15 protein-coding genes and 1 pseudogene are annotated in these 15,792 nt (G+C 46.1%); 7 read left to right on the top strand and 9 right to left on the bottom strand.

Going from position 1 to position 15,792, the window contains the following annotated elements:
- Positions 1-2 precede the first annotated feature (2 nt).
- The 5 genes from HBA49_RS00065 to HBA49_RS00045 are packed head-to-tail and all read right to left on the bottom strand — an operon-like array spanning position 3 to position 6,797.
- A complete protein-coding gene (locus tag HBA49_RS00065; RefSeq protein WP_005525373.1) occupies positions 3-572 on the bottom strand; it encodes a hypothetical protein in 570 nt (189 codons plus the stop codon).
- Positions 573-591: 19 nt separating this feature from the next.
- Complete coding sequence (locus HBA49_RS00060; RefSeq protein WP_005524985.1) at positions 592-2,676, bottom strand: VldE C-terminal domain-containing protein; 2,085 nt, start codon at positions 2,674-2,676, stop codon at positions 592-594.
- Positions 2,673-4,403, bottom strand: coding sequence for a hypothetical protein (locus HBA49_RS00055; RefSeq protein WP_005525018.1), 1,731 nt, complete (start codon positions 4,401-4,403; stop codon positions 2,673-2,675). Before HBA49_RS00055 ends, HBA49_RS00060 begins: the two co-directional genes overlap by 4 nt.
- An 11-nt stretch (positions 4,404-4,414) precedes the next feature.
- Positions 4,415-5,284 carry a hypothetical protein gene (locus HBA49_RS00050; RefSeq protein ID WP_005525297.1) on the bottom strand — a complete coding sequence of 290 codons (870 nt, stop codon included), beginning with the start codon at positions 5,282-5,284 and terminating at the stop codon, positions 4,415-4,417.
- Between the two features lie 19 nt (positions 5,285-5,303).
- The gene (locus tag HBA49_RS00045) at positions 5,304-6,797 is read right to left on the bottom strand and encodes an SCO6880 family protein (RefSeq protein WP_005525454.1); all 1,494 of its coding nucleotides are present in this window, start codon (positions 6,795-6,797) and stop codon (positions 5,304-5,306) included.
- Between the two features lie 663 nt (positions 6,798-7,460).
- Between HBA49_RS00045 and HBA49_RS00040 the strand changes: the two genes are divergently transcribed.
- The 3 genes from HBA49_RS00040 to HBA49_RS00030 are packed head-to-tail and all read left to right on the top strand — an operon-like array spanning position 7,461 to position 9,819.
- On the top strand, positions 7,461-8,162 hold the full coding sequence (locus HBA49_RS00040; RefSeq protein ID WP_005524974.1) for a hypothetical protein: 702 nt from the start codon (positions 7,461-7,463) through the stop codon (positions 8,160-8,162).
- 5 nt (positions 8,163-8,167) lie between these two features.
- Positions 8,168-9,559, top strand: coding sequence for a nucleotidyl transferase AbiEii/AbiGii toxin family protein (locus HBA49_RS00035; RefSeq protein ID WP_112767126.1), 1,392 nt, complete (start codon positions 8,168-8,170; stop codon positions 9,557-9,559).
- Positions 9,560-9,609: 50 nt separating this feature from the next.
- Complete coding sequence (locus HBA49_RS00030; protein ID WP_040431619.1) at positions 9,610-9,819, top strand: hypothetical protein; 210 nt, start codon at positions 9,610-9,612, stop codon at positions 9,817-9,819.
- 1,109 nt (positions 9,820-10,928) lie between these two features.
- On the opposite strand, the gene HBA49_RS00025 is transcribed toward HBA49_RS00030, so the two are convergent.
- The gene (locus HBA49_RS00025) at positions 10,929-12,107 is read right to left on the bottom strand and encodes a hypothetical protein (RefSeq protein ID WP_005525099.1); all 1,179 of its coding nucleotides are present in this window, start codon (positions 12,105-12,107) and stop codon (positions 10,929-10,931) included.
- Positions 12,108-12,611: 504 nt separating this feature from the next.
- On the opposite strand from HBA49_RS00025, the pseudogene HBA49_RS00020 reads away from it, so the two are divergent.
- The 3 genes and pseudogenes from HBA49_RS00020 (at position 12,612) to HBA49_RS12820 (ending at position 13,731) form a co-directional block, all read left to right on the top strand.
- Positions 12,612-13,312 (top strand): annotated as a pseudogene (locus tag HBA49_RS00020) (hypothetical protein).
- Between the two features lie 54 nt (positions 13,313-13,366).
- Positions 13,367-13,516, top strand: coding sequence for a hypothetical protein (locus HBA49_RS12825; RefSeq protein WP_244248376.1), 150 nt, complete (start codon positions 13,367-13,369; stop codon positions 13,514-13,516).
- Positions 13,513-13,731 carry a hypothetical protein gene (locus HBA49_RS12820; RefSeq protein ID WP_244248375.1) on the top strand — a complete coding sequence of 73 codons (219 nt, stop codon included), beginning with the start codon at positions 13,513-13,515 and terminating at the stop codon, positions 13,729-13,731. The genes HBA49_RS12825 and HBA49_RS12820 overlap by 4 nt, the downstream gene beginning before the upstream one ends.
- 41 nt (positions 13,732-13,772) lie before the next feature.
- Here the strand turns inward: HBA49_RS12820 and HBA49_RS13090 are convergent, their stop codons facing one another.
- Genes HBA49_RS13090 through HBA49_RS12810 form a run of 3 tightly spaced genes read right to left on the bottom strand, consistent with a single transcriptional unit; the run spans position 13,773 to position 14,865 of the window.
- Positions 13,773-13,895: a hypothetical protein gene (locus tag HBA49_RS13090; protein ID WP_279633427.1), complete on the bottom strand. Its 123-nt coding sequence runs from the start codon at positions 13,893-13,895 to the stop codon at positions 13,773-13,775.
- A 42-nt stretch (positions 13,896-13,937) separates the two neighbouring features.
- Positions 13,938-14,522 (bottom strand): hypothetical protein, encoded by a 585-nt coding sequence (locus HBA49_RS12815; protein WP_244248374.1) that lies wholly within the window; start codon positions 14,520-14,522, stop codon positions 13,938-13,940.
- Between the two features lie 13 nt (positions 14,523-14,535).
- On the bottom strand, positions 14,536-14,865 hold the full coding sequence (locus tag HBA49_RS12810) for a hypothetical protein (protein WP_244248373.1): 330 nt from the start codon (positions 14,863-14,865) through the stop codon (positions 14,536-14,538).
- 314 nt (positions 14,866-15,179) lie between these two features.
- Between HBA49_RS12810 and HBA49_RS00005 the strand changes: the two genes are divergently transcribed.
- Positions 15,180-15,461, top strand: coding sequence for a hypothetical protein (locus HBA49_RS00005; RefSeq protein ID WP_208634954.1), 282 nt, complete (start codon positions 15,180-15,182; stop codon positions 15,459-15,461).
- Positions 15,462-15,792: the final 331 nt, after the last annotated feature.

Below are 15,792 nucleotides of genomic sequence, written 5' to 3'. Positions count from 1 at the left end.
TTTTATTCCGATACCGAGAGATATTCCATATCTGATAGCTTCCACATGTTTCCCTCTTTGACCATGTGAACGTTAATCTTGCTTTTCCTAATAGGGGTTTGGTCTCCATCAGCATGCCATACAGATGTTTTTGCTTGTATCGGAATTACTGCTTGAGTTGCGTCAGCAGGAATATCTACATTATCCAGCAACTTAACAACAGTGTGGATCTTGGATTTATCATGCGCCCACGTATTCCATTGCTTTGGCTTTGGCGCGGAATCGTCTCCGGCAGCCTTAAGATATTTTCCAGTGAGTCGGTCTTTTACCCGCTTTGCCCCATCTGATGGAGACTTGTCTGTCGCAGGTGAATACGACAGTATTGATGCAGCTAAGGATTGCGCACCTACAGCAGGATCATTAAGTGGATCAAATTCATCAACTGCTGGATCACTGGCACCCACATGCTCTTGTGAAGTGTCCGTGGTGTTATGCTCTTTTCCTAGTAAGAAAGCCACGGTAATTCCTAATACTGCAATGATTACCATGCTGGTAATCAGTATGACTAACCTGAATCTCTTGAGATAATCCATAATGATCTCTCCATGCCACCTATTTCTTTTTCTTCTCAAATTGTTTTGCTTTTTCGGGAATAATCTTGACATAGTGCTGAGTTTCTTCAAATGGTGGAACTCCACCATTATTAAGCACTGCACCTGGGCCAGCGTTATAGCCGGCTAGCATTAGTTCAGTATCATCACCATGGATTTTTCCTTCGGCCTTCCATTCCTCATTCTGTTCAGCAATGGAGCATAAGAACCGACCTGATGCCATCGTGGCATCACCAATGTCGTTGACATCACCAGATCCAGGTGGGCCAATAGCATTGCCCTTATCGTCCACCTTACGTCCCCATGCGGCCCATGTTTCCGGCATAAACTGTCCTGGACCTTGGGCTCCTGTCGAAGATACAAGTCCTTGTTTGAAACCAGATTCTTGGTGATAAAGTGCGGCTAAGATCGGGGCACGCAACTGTTTGCATTGGGCAGCTGACCGTTCAAACCACTTTGCATATTCTGGTGGAATATCGGTAGCATCCAGATCATCATCAACATGGACTGGGGCATCATCGTTATCACAATCACTGGTTCGATGAGTGCTTCCTGTTGGTGATGAATCTTTTTCACCATTAAGTGAATATTTTTCGCCTTCCTTCGGGTAGCCTCCACCCTTGACTGTGATGTGGACGTGATCGTAGTGATTTTGAGTAGGACTCCCACGATCATTCATAGTGTATCCGTCATCACCCTCTGCTGGAATGAATTGCTGACGCCAAATAAAGTATTCGATATTAAATTGCTTAGCGTTACTACGGAAATAATCAAGTACTTCGTCACCAAATTTTTTGCCTTCATCAGTATCCCACCGAGGAATCATCAAATCCACGGCACGTCCTTCAGGATGGTCTTGATGGGAATCACCTGGTCGCCAACCACCCATGGATTGAATCTTGGGGAATTTCACTGCCGCAGCCCGAGCTACCCGAATCGCATCTTTTTGCATGTGCTCTTCTGACTTTAGTTTGCTTGTAGGTGGCAGTTCAATCTCTTTCGAGGTCGAATTAGTTTTTGTTGCATTCTTAGCAGCTTCCGCCAATACAGAGGCGAATTCTTTGCGACCTTGCGTTGTTGGATGTACCCCATCGTTACCAATAAGACCAGAATTATCTTTAACTCGCTTTTCCCAGTCCGCAATAGTAGCCTTATCAGCATTCTTTCGCACCAGTTTATTAACACTGGCAGCAGAAGAAACCTTAGCCCCCGCCACTGTCGTCAGTACCACACGAGCACCATGTGTTGCTTCAATGGCTTCATCGAGTTGATCTTGGCTGAATTCACCGTTAGTGCCTAATGCTAAAATCACCACCTCATAACGAGTTGATGTGTGTTTGAGAATATCTAACCCTTCAGAAAATTGCCGACCGACTTTAGCATTAATAGATGCATCTGGCAATACTTTTTCCAAGTCAGATTTGGCGCCTTCAGTAAGGGAATCACCGATGAGGAAAATCTTAGAATTCCCACCAGTTTTTGGTTTTCCTGTACTCGGTTCTACTGCTTTATTCAACCAAGGTTGCGGATCGACGTCATGTCCACCAGAAAGCCTACCACCCTCCCACACTTCAAAATGCAGATGTGACCCTTGTGGCCCTGGAGGAACTACTTCACCGTTATAGCCTTGGTTAGCAATATGTTGACCAGCTTTGACTTCATCACCGGTCTCAACCAAAATATCTTCGGGGAAAATATGTCCATATACTGTGGAGTATTTTTTTCCACCAAACTCATGATCAATCACAATCCATTGCCCAAAACCTGTTGCTGGTCCGGCTTGGGCAACTGTACCATCAGCAAATGCAAGAATTGGGGTGCTTGGCCCCTGTGCGATATCCAATCCACGATGATCTGGACGATCTGGGGTACGCCATCCTGATGTCAGGTGATCTAAGGCATGTGCTTCGGGATAACTGTATGAGCCTTCAGGCACACTGCTGTCCATAGTGCCTGATCGTTTGGACCCAACACATGAAGAAAAACCATTTTTAGTAAGCTCATCATAATCGTCGTCGCTAAATATTACCACGATAAGAAAGAAGACTACCGCGATACAAGCAAGAATACCAACGACTATTTTCATAGTATGCCTTTGGAGAAATACTCATCAAATCGAACATTGGTATCATGCAGACGGTGCTTCACCTCTGTTGGTGTCAAAATCGTTTGTACTGGAATTCCCGGAGTACCATCTTTTGCAGGTTTAATCATGAATTGACCGCGGCCTAGTGCCCCAGATCGAGCATTACGACTTCGAGTCCTACCTGGATGAACTCCTCGGGACCATGACACTACCATAGCGGCTTCTGCCGCAGTAAAAGTTAAACGAGATTGCAAAATATCTAACTCGCTCGCAGGTAAGCCACCACAAATAACCATGCCTGCACGTTCAATAAACCCCATAGCAGTTTGTCGATCTTCTTCATTAGATAAGGCCTCTAAATCACGGAATGTATGCGTGATCATATTGAGCACTGTTGCATCAGTACGGTTTAACCTTGTGAGCGCATCAACGTGCTGCACCATACCAGGAGCCGCTGCCAACACCTGCCATAGTTCGTCTAATGTAGCTGAGAAATACTGTTGTTTCGCAAGACCAACATCAGCAAGCATATGTGCTGCCTCGATTGCGCCGAAGGCGGCTGACCAACATGCCATCATCACCGCCGCCTTCATTGCTTCATCACCACGGTCAATTGCTGATACATCGATACAAACAGCATTTGCACCAATGTGAATGGGTGAGGATGTTTCACCAGCAAATATTTGCCCAGTTGGCCCATCAAGCAATGAGTTTAAGGACAATAGTAAATTATCAATTCGGTTATCCCATTCTTCCTGGGTGCGTGCTCGGCCTTTTTTAAACAGTTCATCAGATCCTTGTTCTAGGTGATTAATGAGATCTTCTAATACTGGTGGATGCTCCCAATCAATATTGGTATGTGTATATATTTCTCGCAATGCAATCGAAACAAGCATGGCCTCCCAATCCTTCATAGGAGTTTTTCGGCCCAAACCAACTAACGTAGCCACCATTGTTACTTGTCGACCATGCACCTGCTCCAAGGCCCGATGTAATGTATCTTCAATACGTTTGTATTCTTCTTTATCTTTAGTCTTATCCATTTCTGTTAATTTGTTACGGATTTGGGGAATCACTCGCCCTAGCGCCCCAACATCTAGCGGATTAAGTGTGCCTGCACCATGCCCAATAGTGATAACTTGACCACCCACTTGTTGAACAAAGCCTACATATTCACCTTTAATGTCACCAGCAATAATGGGAATATGTCCTTGGGCTACATCTCCCATTAACATTTTGCGCACTAACGTAGACTTACCTTTACCCGGGACCGACAGCACAAAACATGATGGGTTTGAGATGATTCCTTCACGAAACCAGCTCAATGGGTCACAACATATTTCTGCGCCTGTAATAGGATGGACGCCTAAAGGAGTACCAATTGCTGGTGCAGGAGCACCAGCAACATTAGGATTAAAACCTGCACCTAGATTCGTTGTGGTTTGCCATTCCTGCGGCCCAGACACCACTGCAGCTTGCCCCGACCAGGGGCCAGAAAAACCTCGCATCGTCGATCTGGAAAATGATTTTTCACCACGCACTGGTTCTGTACCACCAGCCATGTTAAATTGATGCTTGGAGTCTTCTACATGTTTTTTATTATGGCTCAGCCATCGAGCATAGCCAAAACCTTTGATAGAGAAAATAGGTGGAGGGGTAGCATCACCATGCATAATCTGTTCATGCAGTTCGAAGTAATCTATTTTCTGTTTCTTCTTTCTAACCATGACTGCAACCCTTAGCTCGCCACATGTTCGTTATACTGCCACCCATATGCGGGGATGCCTGCCGCTAAGAGCGCACCTAAATGTTGTCGCCCGATCATTCTGCTTATTCGTAACCGTGCTTTAGGCGACAATGCACCAATAATCTCACTAGCTAGTTGTTCGCATGAATTCTCATCTGCGGTTTCAATTACTAGAATCCCAGATCTGCGGAATAATCGTGCAGTTTTTTCTGATTCACGAAATGCATCAGTTGTAAGACGATTTACTTCAATCCGATACACTTCTTCAAAATCTCGCAGTATACCGGTAGACACCAAAGAGTTGATTTCCTGGTTAATAGCATTATCCTCAAGTACATCGTATACAATACGCGTTACATCATCACAAGTAATTGACGTAAGACTTTCTTGTACTTGCTCTGCCAATGGCGGAAACTCAACATTTTCTGTGTTCGGCGCCCAAATAGTAGATGAATATTCTGCTACATCCAATAATGATAATGGATTCCATGTAATATCTACTGTATAGGGAGCATAACAATCTGATATTTCCTTTGCAACCAATGTTTCTGCTTCATCCTTGGGCATGCCAGGAGTTAGAAATGTTATTAGAGCATACATTGGCATTCCCGTGCATATTGGTTGCGCGATGGTAGATATGGATCCCACTATAGATTTTTCCGCCATGTGTGTTCGCCATAGTTCTAAGAGTTCATAATTTGATACCGTATCAAAAGGACCTTCAAGTAGCACAGATGCTTGCTTAAATTGCGATTGCCACATCACACCTATGTCAAAACCGCCAACATCACGCACTTGCGTAATTGTTAATCCTTTTAAAATTGGTACATGTGTCTTTGTAGATTTTGATGCCCACCACATTGGTAAAATTATCTTTCTGCTAGTTACTTGATAACCATGATGATGTTGAGGTTTTCGACCATGGAATCAAACCAACACCACATGTCACCTGGAAACCGACATCTTGTTGGCGCCTCATTAGTTGCAATTGTATTGATGATCCTGCTCCTAACTGTTCAATATCATGTGTAATTTGTCGCATGTCAGCGGATTCATCAATGGTGGCAGTCACAAAGAGTGAGTATTTTCCCAATTGTGCTCCACGAGCTTGTGCACGTCGGGCTGCTTCGGTATGTTCCAAACGAATTTCAGCGTTGGCAGACCGAATCTTTTTTGAGGAATTCGCCGCAACCATAGCATCTCTATGCTCATCTTCTACCTTCTTTGCACCAGCACCAGCAGAAAATGGTCGATAGCAGATCATTACACGTTTTCTGTTGACCCGAGAATGTGGCACGATGAGATTCTGCAAAAGATTATCCTCAAAGGTCGACCGGGGCGCTTGTGACATTTCCCAGGTAAGCGATCGAACACCATTATGTTCATAGAATTTTGGTTGGGTAGTTGCCATGGACGGCCCAGCATCTTCCCACTTCATTTCGTGTGGTTGGTTGATTAAATCTAGTGCCTCAAAATCAGCTTCGGCTGCTGGATTATAGAAACTATGAATGCGAGCCACTGCTTGTTCATACGACATTGGCAATGCAACCATCCCGGCATATTCCAGTGTTGCTGCCCATGAAGGAACCCGGGTTGCTAGCTGGGACATGAAGTCATTATCCGCCATCACACCTGCCGATAGTTTTACAGTGATGGCAATATGTCCTACTACTTCAGGTAACGTCATTGAGATTGTTTGTGCCGCTTCATACATAATCTGTTTTGCTATTTCTGGGGCATCATCTGAAACAATCTGTGACACCTCTCTAGCGACTAAAGCACCTGTGCCGGGACGGGTAGCAATGACCACAGCCATCTGCAAGATATCTCCCGCTAAAGATAATGTTTGCAACCAACGTGCCCATTCCGCGGTCATAAGATTCCGCTCAGTTTGCGTGACCGCAATTTGACCGGTAAAAGTCACATCTAAAAGCACTGTCGCTTCACGACGAGGTCTGTCGAGGATCACAACAAATTCCCTTCCGTTACTATCAATGCCAGATATAGCTTCAGTTCGAGCCAATAATCCAGGAAGCCTTCGATGCCCACCTGGTACGCGAGAGAATTCCCCTGATACATATACGTTTGCTTTGTTACGTCGACGTTGCCAGTCTTGAAAAATCATTTGCCCATACTGAGCTAGTGACCTATTTGCCCGACGAAAAGACATAACAGCCATAAGTAAACCAAATATCGCAGCAACTATGATGCCAAGAATAATCTGCTGGTTTGCAATAAAGATAAAGAGCAGTAACGCACCGATAAAACCCACTATGGTGACTTGGACGGACAGCCCACCCAACCCGGTGCGTCGTGAGGGCATTCCCAAAGCATATTGCACTGGAATACTAAGATCATCATTGATATCAGACATGCTAACTACCTGCTTTTTCAACTCTTATTGGGGAGGTTGTAACAGCTCCTAAAAATAGGATTCTAATTTATATAGAAAATGAGATAATATCATTTTCACCTATTTATCCGCACCGTCCCATCTCAACACACAACAATATTTATTGACCATTACATAACTCCTTACAATTAAATACAACTGCTAAAATACCTGCATGACAGGAAGGCAAACACTATTAACACCTGCAACTATCACACATGAAGTCTCAGGAAAGTAGCGTAAGAACTAATAAGATTATATTTACACGACCCTAATCCATAACACCATAGATAAAAATAAAAATCATTTGTAAATTTTTGCTAAAACACAACGTCAAATACATTTACTCCTTTGCCCTTTGTAAATTCCGCACTACAACAACCACCCCATAAAGGTGGAAGCATAAGCGATAACTCAACCAGTCTTACAAAATTTACTTTGTACTAATTCTGCATTAAGTAAATAATTCGGAGAATATAAAAATGCTGGTAAAACATCAAAAATGGCGTCACCCCCAATGGAAATGAGTCATTGACACTCTCGGAATTATCTGCAACACTTCATATTTATCGCAAGAAAAATTCTGCATATAGCCGCACAAGTAATCCCCAATCAGGGGACCTAGAAGAGATAAGGAAAGTAATAATGTCGTATCGGGAGATAGCTGCTCGGCAGCGTGGGTTCCTCCTCCGGTCTCAACTCACCGAAGAGGAAATCAAGGAAGCACGAGAAACCGGGTTTATCATTAATGAACATTTATTGTATACCAAGCAAGGTTTTGAAACCCAACTTAGCGGATCCTCAACCAGCGATACTTACTATTGGTTGTGGCTACTAGCATTCCCCACCATTCCCCCAGAGCAACGAAACCCCATGCCATACATGGCAGGTAGCGCAGCACTTCGAATCCGAGGGATTGGCCGGATCGGCAGTGGTGACCCAATGTACGTCATTACCCCACCAGAGCTCATGCCCTACGCCAACATCGAAGAAAAAGTCACCGACGAGTTTATTGTTGATGATAATATCCAGCCCACCGACTGGTCCCTCGTTGATAACACCCCCGTGGAGAATATTTTGCCCGCGTTGCGGAAGTACCTCATGACTACCGATGATTTCGAGGACTCCGCTGATGCAACCCTCGACGCCTATGATGAGGGTTGTTCTTGGGATGAGCTTGCTGAGGTGTTAGAGGTTTGTACCGGGCAATGGACAATCTATGAAACTGGGGAAAAAGCTAAAACTGGTAGGGAGGTTCTTGATCAATTCCTCAATGAATACGCTAGCCCCAGCACCGACGCTGACGATGATGAAGAAGATGATTATGATGACGATGATGATTGGTGATCATCATGCATAAGGCCGATCAAATCGTCGAGCAGATAGAAGCGAGCATCCCTGAGCAATACCAACCCACAGACGAAAGAGCTGCCAGGATACTTCGAGATGATATTCGGCAGCAGGTGTTGTCTCAACATCTTGCGGTGCAGCTCTCGCATTACGCTGACCAACCTTCTGACGGGAAGAAACATTTAGGCAGGGTTGTTATCAGTGGGGGTACTTCCCTGTTGTTCCGGGTGCCGGGGTGCCGGATCTCCAGAGACCTTGATATTATTACCTCACTCAAGCAACATGAAATGAAACACCTGCTTGAAAAAACCCTCTCACAGGATAAAGACGACCCATTCACCTACAAAATCCTCAAAGCTAGAAAAACAAAAAGCCGAAACGGTGACACCTATGTCATCCAGGTGCTTGATGGTGATAAAGAATACACCCAGATTAAAATAGATGCGATCCGAGGGGTTCCTGAGGAATATCAGGATACCGAAGCGTTAACAGTCCAGGATCCGCTTATCTCATCTCGGGCCTCAACCACGATTAAACTTATTGATCCTGGAAAATATATTGCCGGGAAAATTGCAGCATTATTCCCCCTCGATGATAGAGAAGAACAATGGAAGAGGAATTTAAGGGGTTTAATGACTGGGAAAGGGAACTATCGAGAGACATCCAGGTGGAAGGATTTGGGGGATTTAATGATTATGGCCTCTCATGTCCCGATCAGTTCAAATACCATTCAACGTGGCCTTAAATACATGGAGAATCTTCATAACTCTTTGAATAACCTATTTGAGCATAGGCCAAATAGTAACAGCCGCCCGTATATGAAATCATTCCACACCCCAGAAACAATAAAGGACCTTAAGGAGGCAGCCCAACGGAATGAGGATATTGTAGCCGACAGAATACGGCCCCCTCAAGGGGAGAAGCCTGAGGATACTCGTAAGAGGAAGGGATTTGAGCAGCGGCAGTTGATTCAACATTGCTCGGTGGTACATCCATTGAAGAAGGTGTTTGAGAGGCTGTCAAGATTATTGGATCCGTGTTTTCACTGTATGGAGCCGCATCGGCGAGAAACTGATTATCGGCAAGAATTAAGGACGTTTGCGAGGACTCCGCAGATGTGGGTGCCGGGGGAGGAAGAGGCTGGTTTAGGAGTATGGGAGAAGAAGTCTAAGGTAGGGGATTTGCCTGAGAAGTTGCAGGAAATGCGGGGGGATTACATGCTTGGCAAAGGATTTGAACATGACGTGGCGGTTGATGAGTTCCTTCCTGAAAATCAGGAAGAACCAGAACAATCCTCAGAAGAAGCAGCTACACAAGAGACGCAATATGATGATGAGGAAGAAAATCATGGTAACGATGACGATGATGACAACAACCACGGCAGACAACTATAACAACCATACTACTTGCCTTCATTAATGATTATAGAAAAGAGGTAAAAGAAATGAGAGCCACTCTTTATTATTGTGGAGAAGCCTTCGAAATAGAGGGCAAAGAAGCCAAAGCCGTACTCAAGCAACTTGAAGAACATCAATTTCCAGGGCTGATAATGGTGAAAACGTACAAAGGAAAGTTAATCGTTAATCTATCCGAAACTACAGACTTTGCCATCCTTCAACACAAACCAGTCAAATACGGGGTCTATTCGATGTAGAAGTTTATTGAGTTGCTGGGGAACTTATGCTCCCCAGTGTGGACTCTATAGAAGTAAGGAAAAACAAGGCAATGATGTGCTCTTTCCGATTCCGATTTGTTATCTTTTAGTGCGAATGGATCTTTCCAGCAACTGAAGAAGCTTCCTCATCATATTAACTAATCCCATCACCACATTAGGAAGCTTATTCAGCCGCTGGGAAAACTCATCTTCATTAACAGGCAGAAAATCAGAAAGAACATGCTATCTAGCTTGGTCTTCTTTACCTACAGAGACTAGTCATGTTTGAGAACGCTGAATAAGCTTCTAGGTATCTCACATCACTGCCCACCATCCTTGGGAGTGTTCACTAATGTGCAGATCATCATGCTCTAACCGCAAGAAAACACGTGGTAACAAACCCTGGACAGTAAATATTTTTGAAACCTCCCAGGCAACCATCTCCAGAGCCATTAACAATGTACTGAGTGCTTAATGTAGTGTTACTGCCCTCACCACAACCTAAGGATCTTCACCCTCAACGGTTATACGTACTCGATGGATCCTCGTGTTGTGTTAGTGGTAGAAGAACACTAAGAATTTATATAGTGGAAAACACCACAAAGCCGGGCATAACCCTTAAAACACTCACCGATCAAGCAGACGAAATATTTTATATTTGCGAACCATTGCTAGAATCAACCCATGACATCACCGTAAGAAACTGGTTTATTCGGTCACATACCACCCTGGCATCACACCGCAGACAAAGGTTACGTGGGTTTAGAATGCGACACACCGAAGAAGAGACCAGGCAAACCCTGCTAGAATGGCAGAAAACATTCAACAAGAGAATCAACCAGATCTGGTATGTGATCAAACGATCCATAGACCACATGAAGGCATAGCGGATCCTGGCAATCCCTTGCAGCCTCCCCCAAACCACAACTATTCGGGCAATCAACGCGATACAAAGAATAATGTTCTACCAACCACCACCTGAACCTATTTCCCCAGCAACTAAGTAAGTTTCAAGCTCTTATGGGTACAATAATCAGAAATCTCTATTCTTTCGGTATAGGTGAGGGCCTATACCAATGCTCAGTGCACCAGATACGCCTCAAAATGACTTATCTTCTGACTTGACCTGGATGCCCAGCTGATGCTTCTAACATACTCTCAAATGAGCTAATTGCTCCACCTGATCGTCGAGCAGCATCCGACACCGGAGAAACCCATCGGCGTCCACGAGTAGCACCCCGTTCAGCACCTTCAATTCGACCTGTCCATGACCGATCAAAAGGTCGTTGTGAGAATTTACCTAATTTACCTTTGATACGACTAAGCCGACCCTTCTTTTTCTGACCAGCACCAGAAGATCCACCGGATGATGAACCACCACTACCACCGGAAGCACCTGTAGCAACAGCACCAGAATCCCCGCCAGAAGATCCACCGGATGATGAACCACCACTACCACCGGAAGCACCTGTAGCAACAGCACCAGAATCCCCGCCAGAAGATCCACCGGATGATGAACCACCACTACCACCGGAACCACCTGTTGATGCACCAGCAGAGGCAATATCACCTCCACCACCGGCACCAGTCTTGTTCGCACCACCATTATTAGAAGCCCCGGAAACTAATGACCCCATACCACCACCAACTGCTGTACCTGCAATAGCGCCAATAGCACCAACAGCAGCACCAGCTGCGGAGGCTGCACCAGCAAGTAATTGTCCCCCACCTGCACCCCCTGCCTGAGAGACCGCCGGCACCAACATTCGCACCAATGTTGGTGCGATTAATCCAGTAAGCGCAATCATGACAACGTTAACAACATCATCAATTAATGGCAACATACTATTAGGGTCTGTTGCTGGTGATGGTCGGGTAACATTCCATAGCACCACTGCATACAGCAACGCACATACTGGTTTAAACGCCAGTGCAGCAATCGTATATGACACCAAGTGATGTAATCCAGACCGGCCCACTTCACTAAAAGATAAAGCCGCAAATAATGGAGTAAGACCTACTGCAATAGGTAGAATTAATGCCCTGATAATTAACGCTAAAAGTTGCATGATTGAACCTGCCATTGCAACAATTGCGAGAATAGCCATGAGAATCGGGCCAGCTCCGCTATCTGAAAAAGATGTCATCTTTATGAACGTATCTGATGATGTTGCTCCAAAACTATCCAAAATAGATTTGGATAGTTTATCAGATACTGCTAACGCTGGAGCAATTGCTCCTGGGAAGCATGTTGAGAAGATGAACCATTTCCCCAAGTCCTGGCCCATGTCTTCTAGTCCTTCTTGCAACCCTCTTCGCCGAGATGCAACCATACGAATGCCACCAATCAGGAATGAAGCCCTAAGTGAGTAGCGCAAGAACTAATAAGATAATATTTACACTACGTCAGCCCATAAGGCCATAGACAGGAACAAATACTATTTGTAAATTTTTACTAAAACCCGACGTTAAACACATCAAGGGTCAACCCATCTTACAAATCATGCACCATAACAGCTACCCCATAAAGGTGAAAGCACAAATGATAAATTAGCTAATCTTACAAAATTTAATCCATATTAACTCAAAATTAAGCAACAATTCAACAAACATATAAATGTATCGGCAAACAGAAAAAATTTTACCAATACCCCCATGCAAGCCATCTATTGACTCTCTATAGATCATCTGCCACACTTCATATTTGGCGGGGCAGACCAAATTTACCCATTAAAAGATATACCTAATAATTTAGCCGACGTTTACCCATTACAATATTAAGAAAACATATTATGAATTACCGAGAACTAGCCGCCAACCAGCGAGGGTTTCTCTCCGGTCTCAACTCACCGAAGAAGAAATCCAAGAAGCACGAGAAACCGGGTTTATTATCGACACTCCGCCGCTATGCCCTGATTGTCTCTTCTATACCAAGCTAAACATTTCTGACCGGACTGAAATGTTCTATGAATGGTGGCTAGCAGCATTCCCCACCATCCCCCCGGAACAGCGACACCCTATGCCTTACCTTGCTGGCAGTGAAGCACTTGATATCCGAGGGATTGGCCGGATCGGCAGCGGCGACCCAACCTGTATTATCACCCCACCAGAGCTCATGCCCTACGCCAACACCGAAGAAAAAGTCACCGACGAATTCATCGTCGACGACAACATCCAACCCACCGACTGGTCCCTCGTTGATAACACCCCCGTAGAAAACATTCTACCCGCGTTGCGGAGGTATCTCATGACTACCGATGATTTCGAGGACTCCGCTGACGCAACCCTCGGTGCCTATCATCATGGTTGTTCTTGGGATGAGCTTGCTGAGGTGTTAGAGGTTTGTACCGGGCAATGGACAATCTATGAAACCGGGGAAAAAGCTAAAACTGGTAGGGAGGTTCTTGATCAATTCCTCAATGAATACGCCAGCCCCGCCACAAGCAAAGACGAAGAAGATGACTATGACTACGACGAGGACAATGATTGGTAACCGCAATAGCTACTAACCTTTATGGTAAAGCAGCAATCACAAGGAATGACCCACATGAATTCACGCATAAACAGAACCATCTTCATCATCGCACTCACCGCCGCCCTCACCGGGGCGGTAGCACCATGTGCTGGTGCGCAAGAAACCTCCCCCGGCGCTCCCAGTTCCCCCGACCCATTGGGCGCTGCGGCACCCTCACCATGATCGCCAAACTATCAGCAGATGTGGGTATGGGGGTTCTCACCGGAGTAATCGACTCCTACCGGGTGGCTTTCGGTTCTATTGATTTCCAAAACCCGGACGGGTTGACCGTCAAGGATCGGCTCATCAATAAAACCCATGCCTTCCCCCACCAGCTCATTGACATTCCCCGGCTGGACCAATCCGAACGGGAACAGCGCTACGGACAATACTGTTAGTTGCGGATCTTCCCACGCTTCGAGCGTCGATAAGCTTCAGGCTATTCCCACGGCGCTAAATTATTGGGGAACCTGGAAGTATCCAGCTTGACCAGGGGTTTCTGCTCGGCGACCGCGACGCCGCTGGCAAGGGTGACGGTGAACGCATTATTGGAAATCTTCACGTTGTCGCGCCCGGGTGTCGATCAGGTACTGGCCGACCTTGGTCACCGCCTCGTCGGCAATGAGCTCACCGGCGGTGGTATTGCTGGGGAACGAAAAGGACGTGTAGAACTGGTTTGGGGTTCCGAAAATAATGTGGGCATGGTTGGTGTCACCATTGCCACGATCGGCACCCGCATCATCATTGGGTGGGGCGATGAGCGGCCATGTGGATTCCTGCTGGTTCTGGCAGTGAATCTCGTTAGGTTGTGGGCGATGTCGCACAAAATCTGGATATCATCCATAGGCACCCGCGCCAACACCCCGGATTTCACCTCATAATCCCATGGTTTCTGGTGCACATTCCCATAGGGGCTAATCACACTGTGGGAACTCGGCGGTGGGTTCTTGCCGAAGTCTAGGTCTAGGGCCCGAATGTCTAAAATCGGATCGGTTTTTTGTTCGAGCTTATCGCCCTTGAGTTTATAGGTGATAGCCTCCCAATCCCCATGCCATTCGCGGGGATAATTAGGGGAAAACTCGGCGAACTCCACCGTGATTGTGTCCGGCTCCACCTTGATCTTGCCGATCTGCGGCGCCACCAACTGGTGCACGTCGGTAATCAACTTGTCGTAGTGGAAAAACACCACGGTTTGGGTGGCATCATCCCAGGCAGACTGCTGCTCTTCCCCCTACCGTCTGGCTCACACCCCGCAAGGTCACCCAGCTCAGCTTGGCGCACGGGTCGAAATGGTTGTCGAGTACCTCGAAATCCCACGCCAAGCCTGCCTCCTGCTGCGGGATCTTTCTACCCTGCAACCACAGGCCAAAGGCGGTTTCCGCCAAGTCAAGCTTCTGCTTTGGGCACTGCGGCGCCGCAGATGCGCTGGTGGTTGTGTCTGGATCGTCATTCTTCCCAGCGCTACTGCAAGATACCACAAGAAACGCCGTGAGCATCAACAATGCTATGGTGCGAAGTTTGGCTATGTCCATGATGTGTTTCTTGTGTGTTATCCGATGGTGCGATAAGGGAAGGAATAGTGGCGGGAAAAGGTAGGAATGTTTGTACAGTTAAGATTTGGGTTAGTTGGTGGGTCAGTAAAAAGTATCAGAGCGGTTCGGGGCAATTTTATTCATGGCATTAACCACCAGTATGCAATCATATGGGGCTGCTACACAACTAATCAACTAGATATGGGACAGATACAACAAGACACTAACCCCATTAGAGGTAAGTAGTCTGAAGTCTTGTCAACCAATGGCGATATGACACGAGTGGCGCTTATAGCGGATGTGCCGGTAGATATATGGGCGGTTCCAGCCTGGGCCTATACCGGAACCCCAGCAACCCCCACGAAACCAAAAACCAGGAATGTCGAGGCTTTGGCGAAGAAGCCACCGACATTTCGGCAACGGAGGCAAGTAAAGGGGGATGCAGCATTGATACCGACATTACCACTGTGAAACCGCCCGCCGCCAAGCAATCCGCTACGGAAAGCTGCATCAGCATCAGCACAGGAATTGGCACCAAGAGTGTCAATGCTGGCTCACTCAAGCACCATGCTGACGCTAGTAAAAATCATGAATGAGACAGCAAATCATATATGAAATCATAAAGAATGATGCCCCAAAATGCTTAAAATAATCTTGTTATTTTATTAGCGCATGTTTATAGCATGCTTTTCTAGAGGAGATGAGATGATTCATCAATCCACATGGCATAAAGCCCCCTTGGCGGCATTGCCGGTTTCGTTCTTGTCATGAATCTTGCTGGTTGTGGCGATATTTCCAGTACGACATCCGCGGCTAGGTCGTCCGCCAATGCGATGGCAACCCATATAGATAGCGGGTTATCCGGTGGGACGCAGGATGATGCTGCACAGATCGGGACTGTAGGCGATTCCGAGGAGGGGTCGGGCG

This window comes from Corynebacterium matruchotii, assembly GCF_011612265.2.
Lineage (GTDB): Bacteria > Actinomycetota > Actinomycetes > Mycobacteriales > Mycobacteriaceae > Corynebacterium > Corynebacterium matruchotii.
The sequence above is the reverse complement of the archived record's forward strand: the minus strand, read 5'-3'. Positions and strand labels throughout refer to the sequence as shown.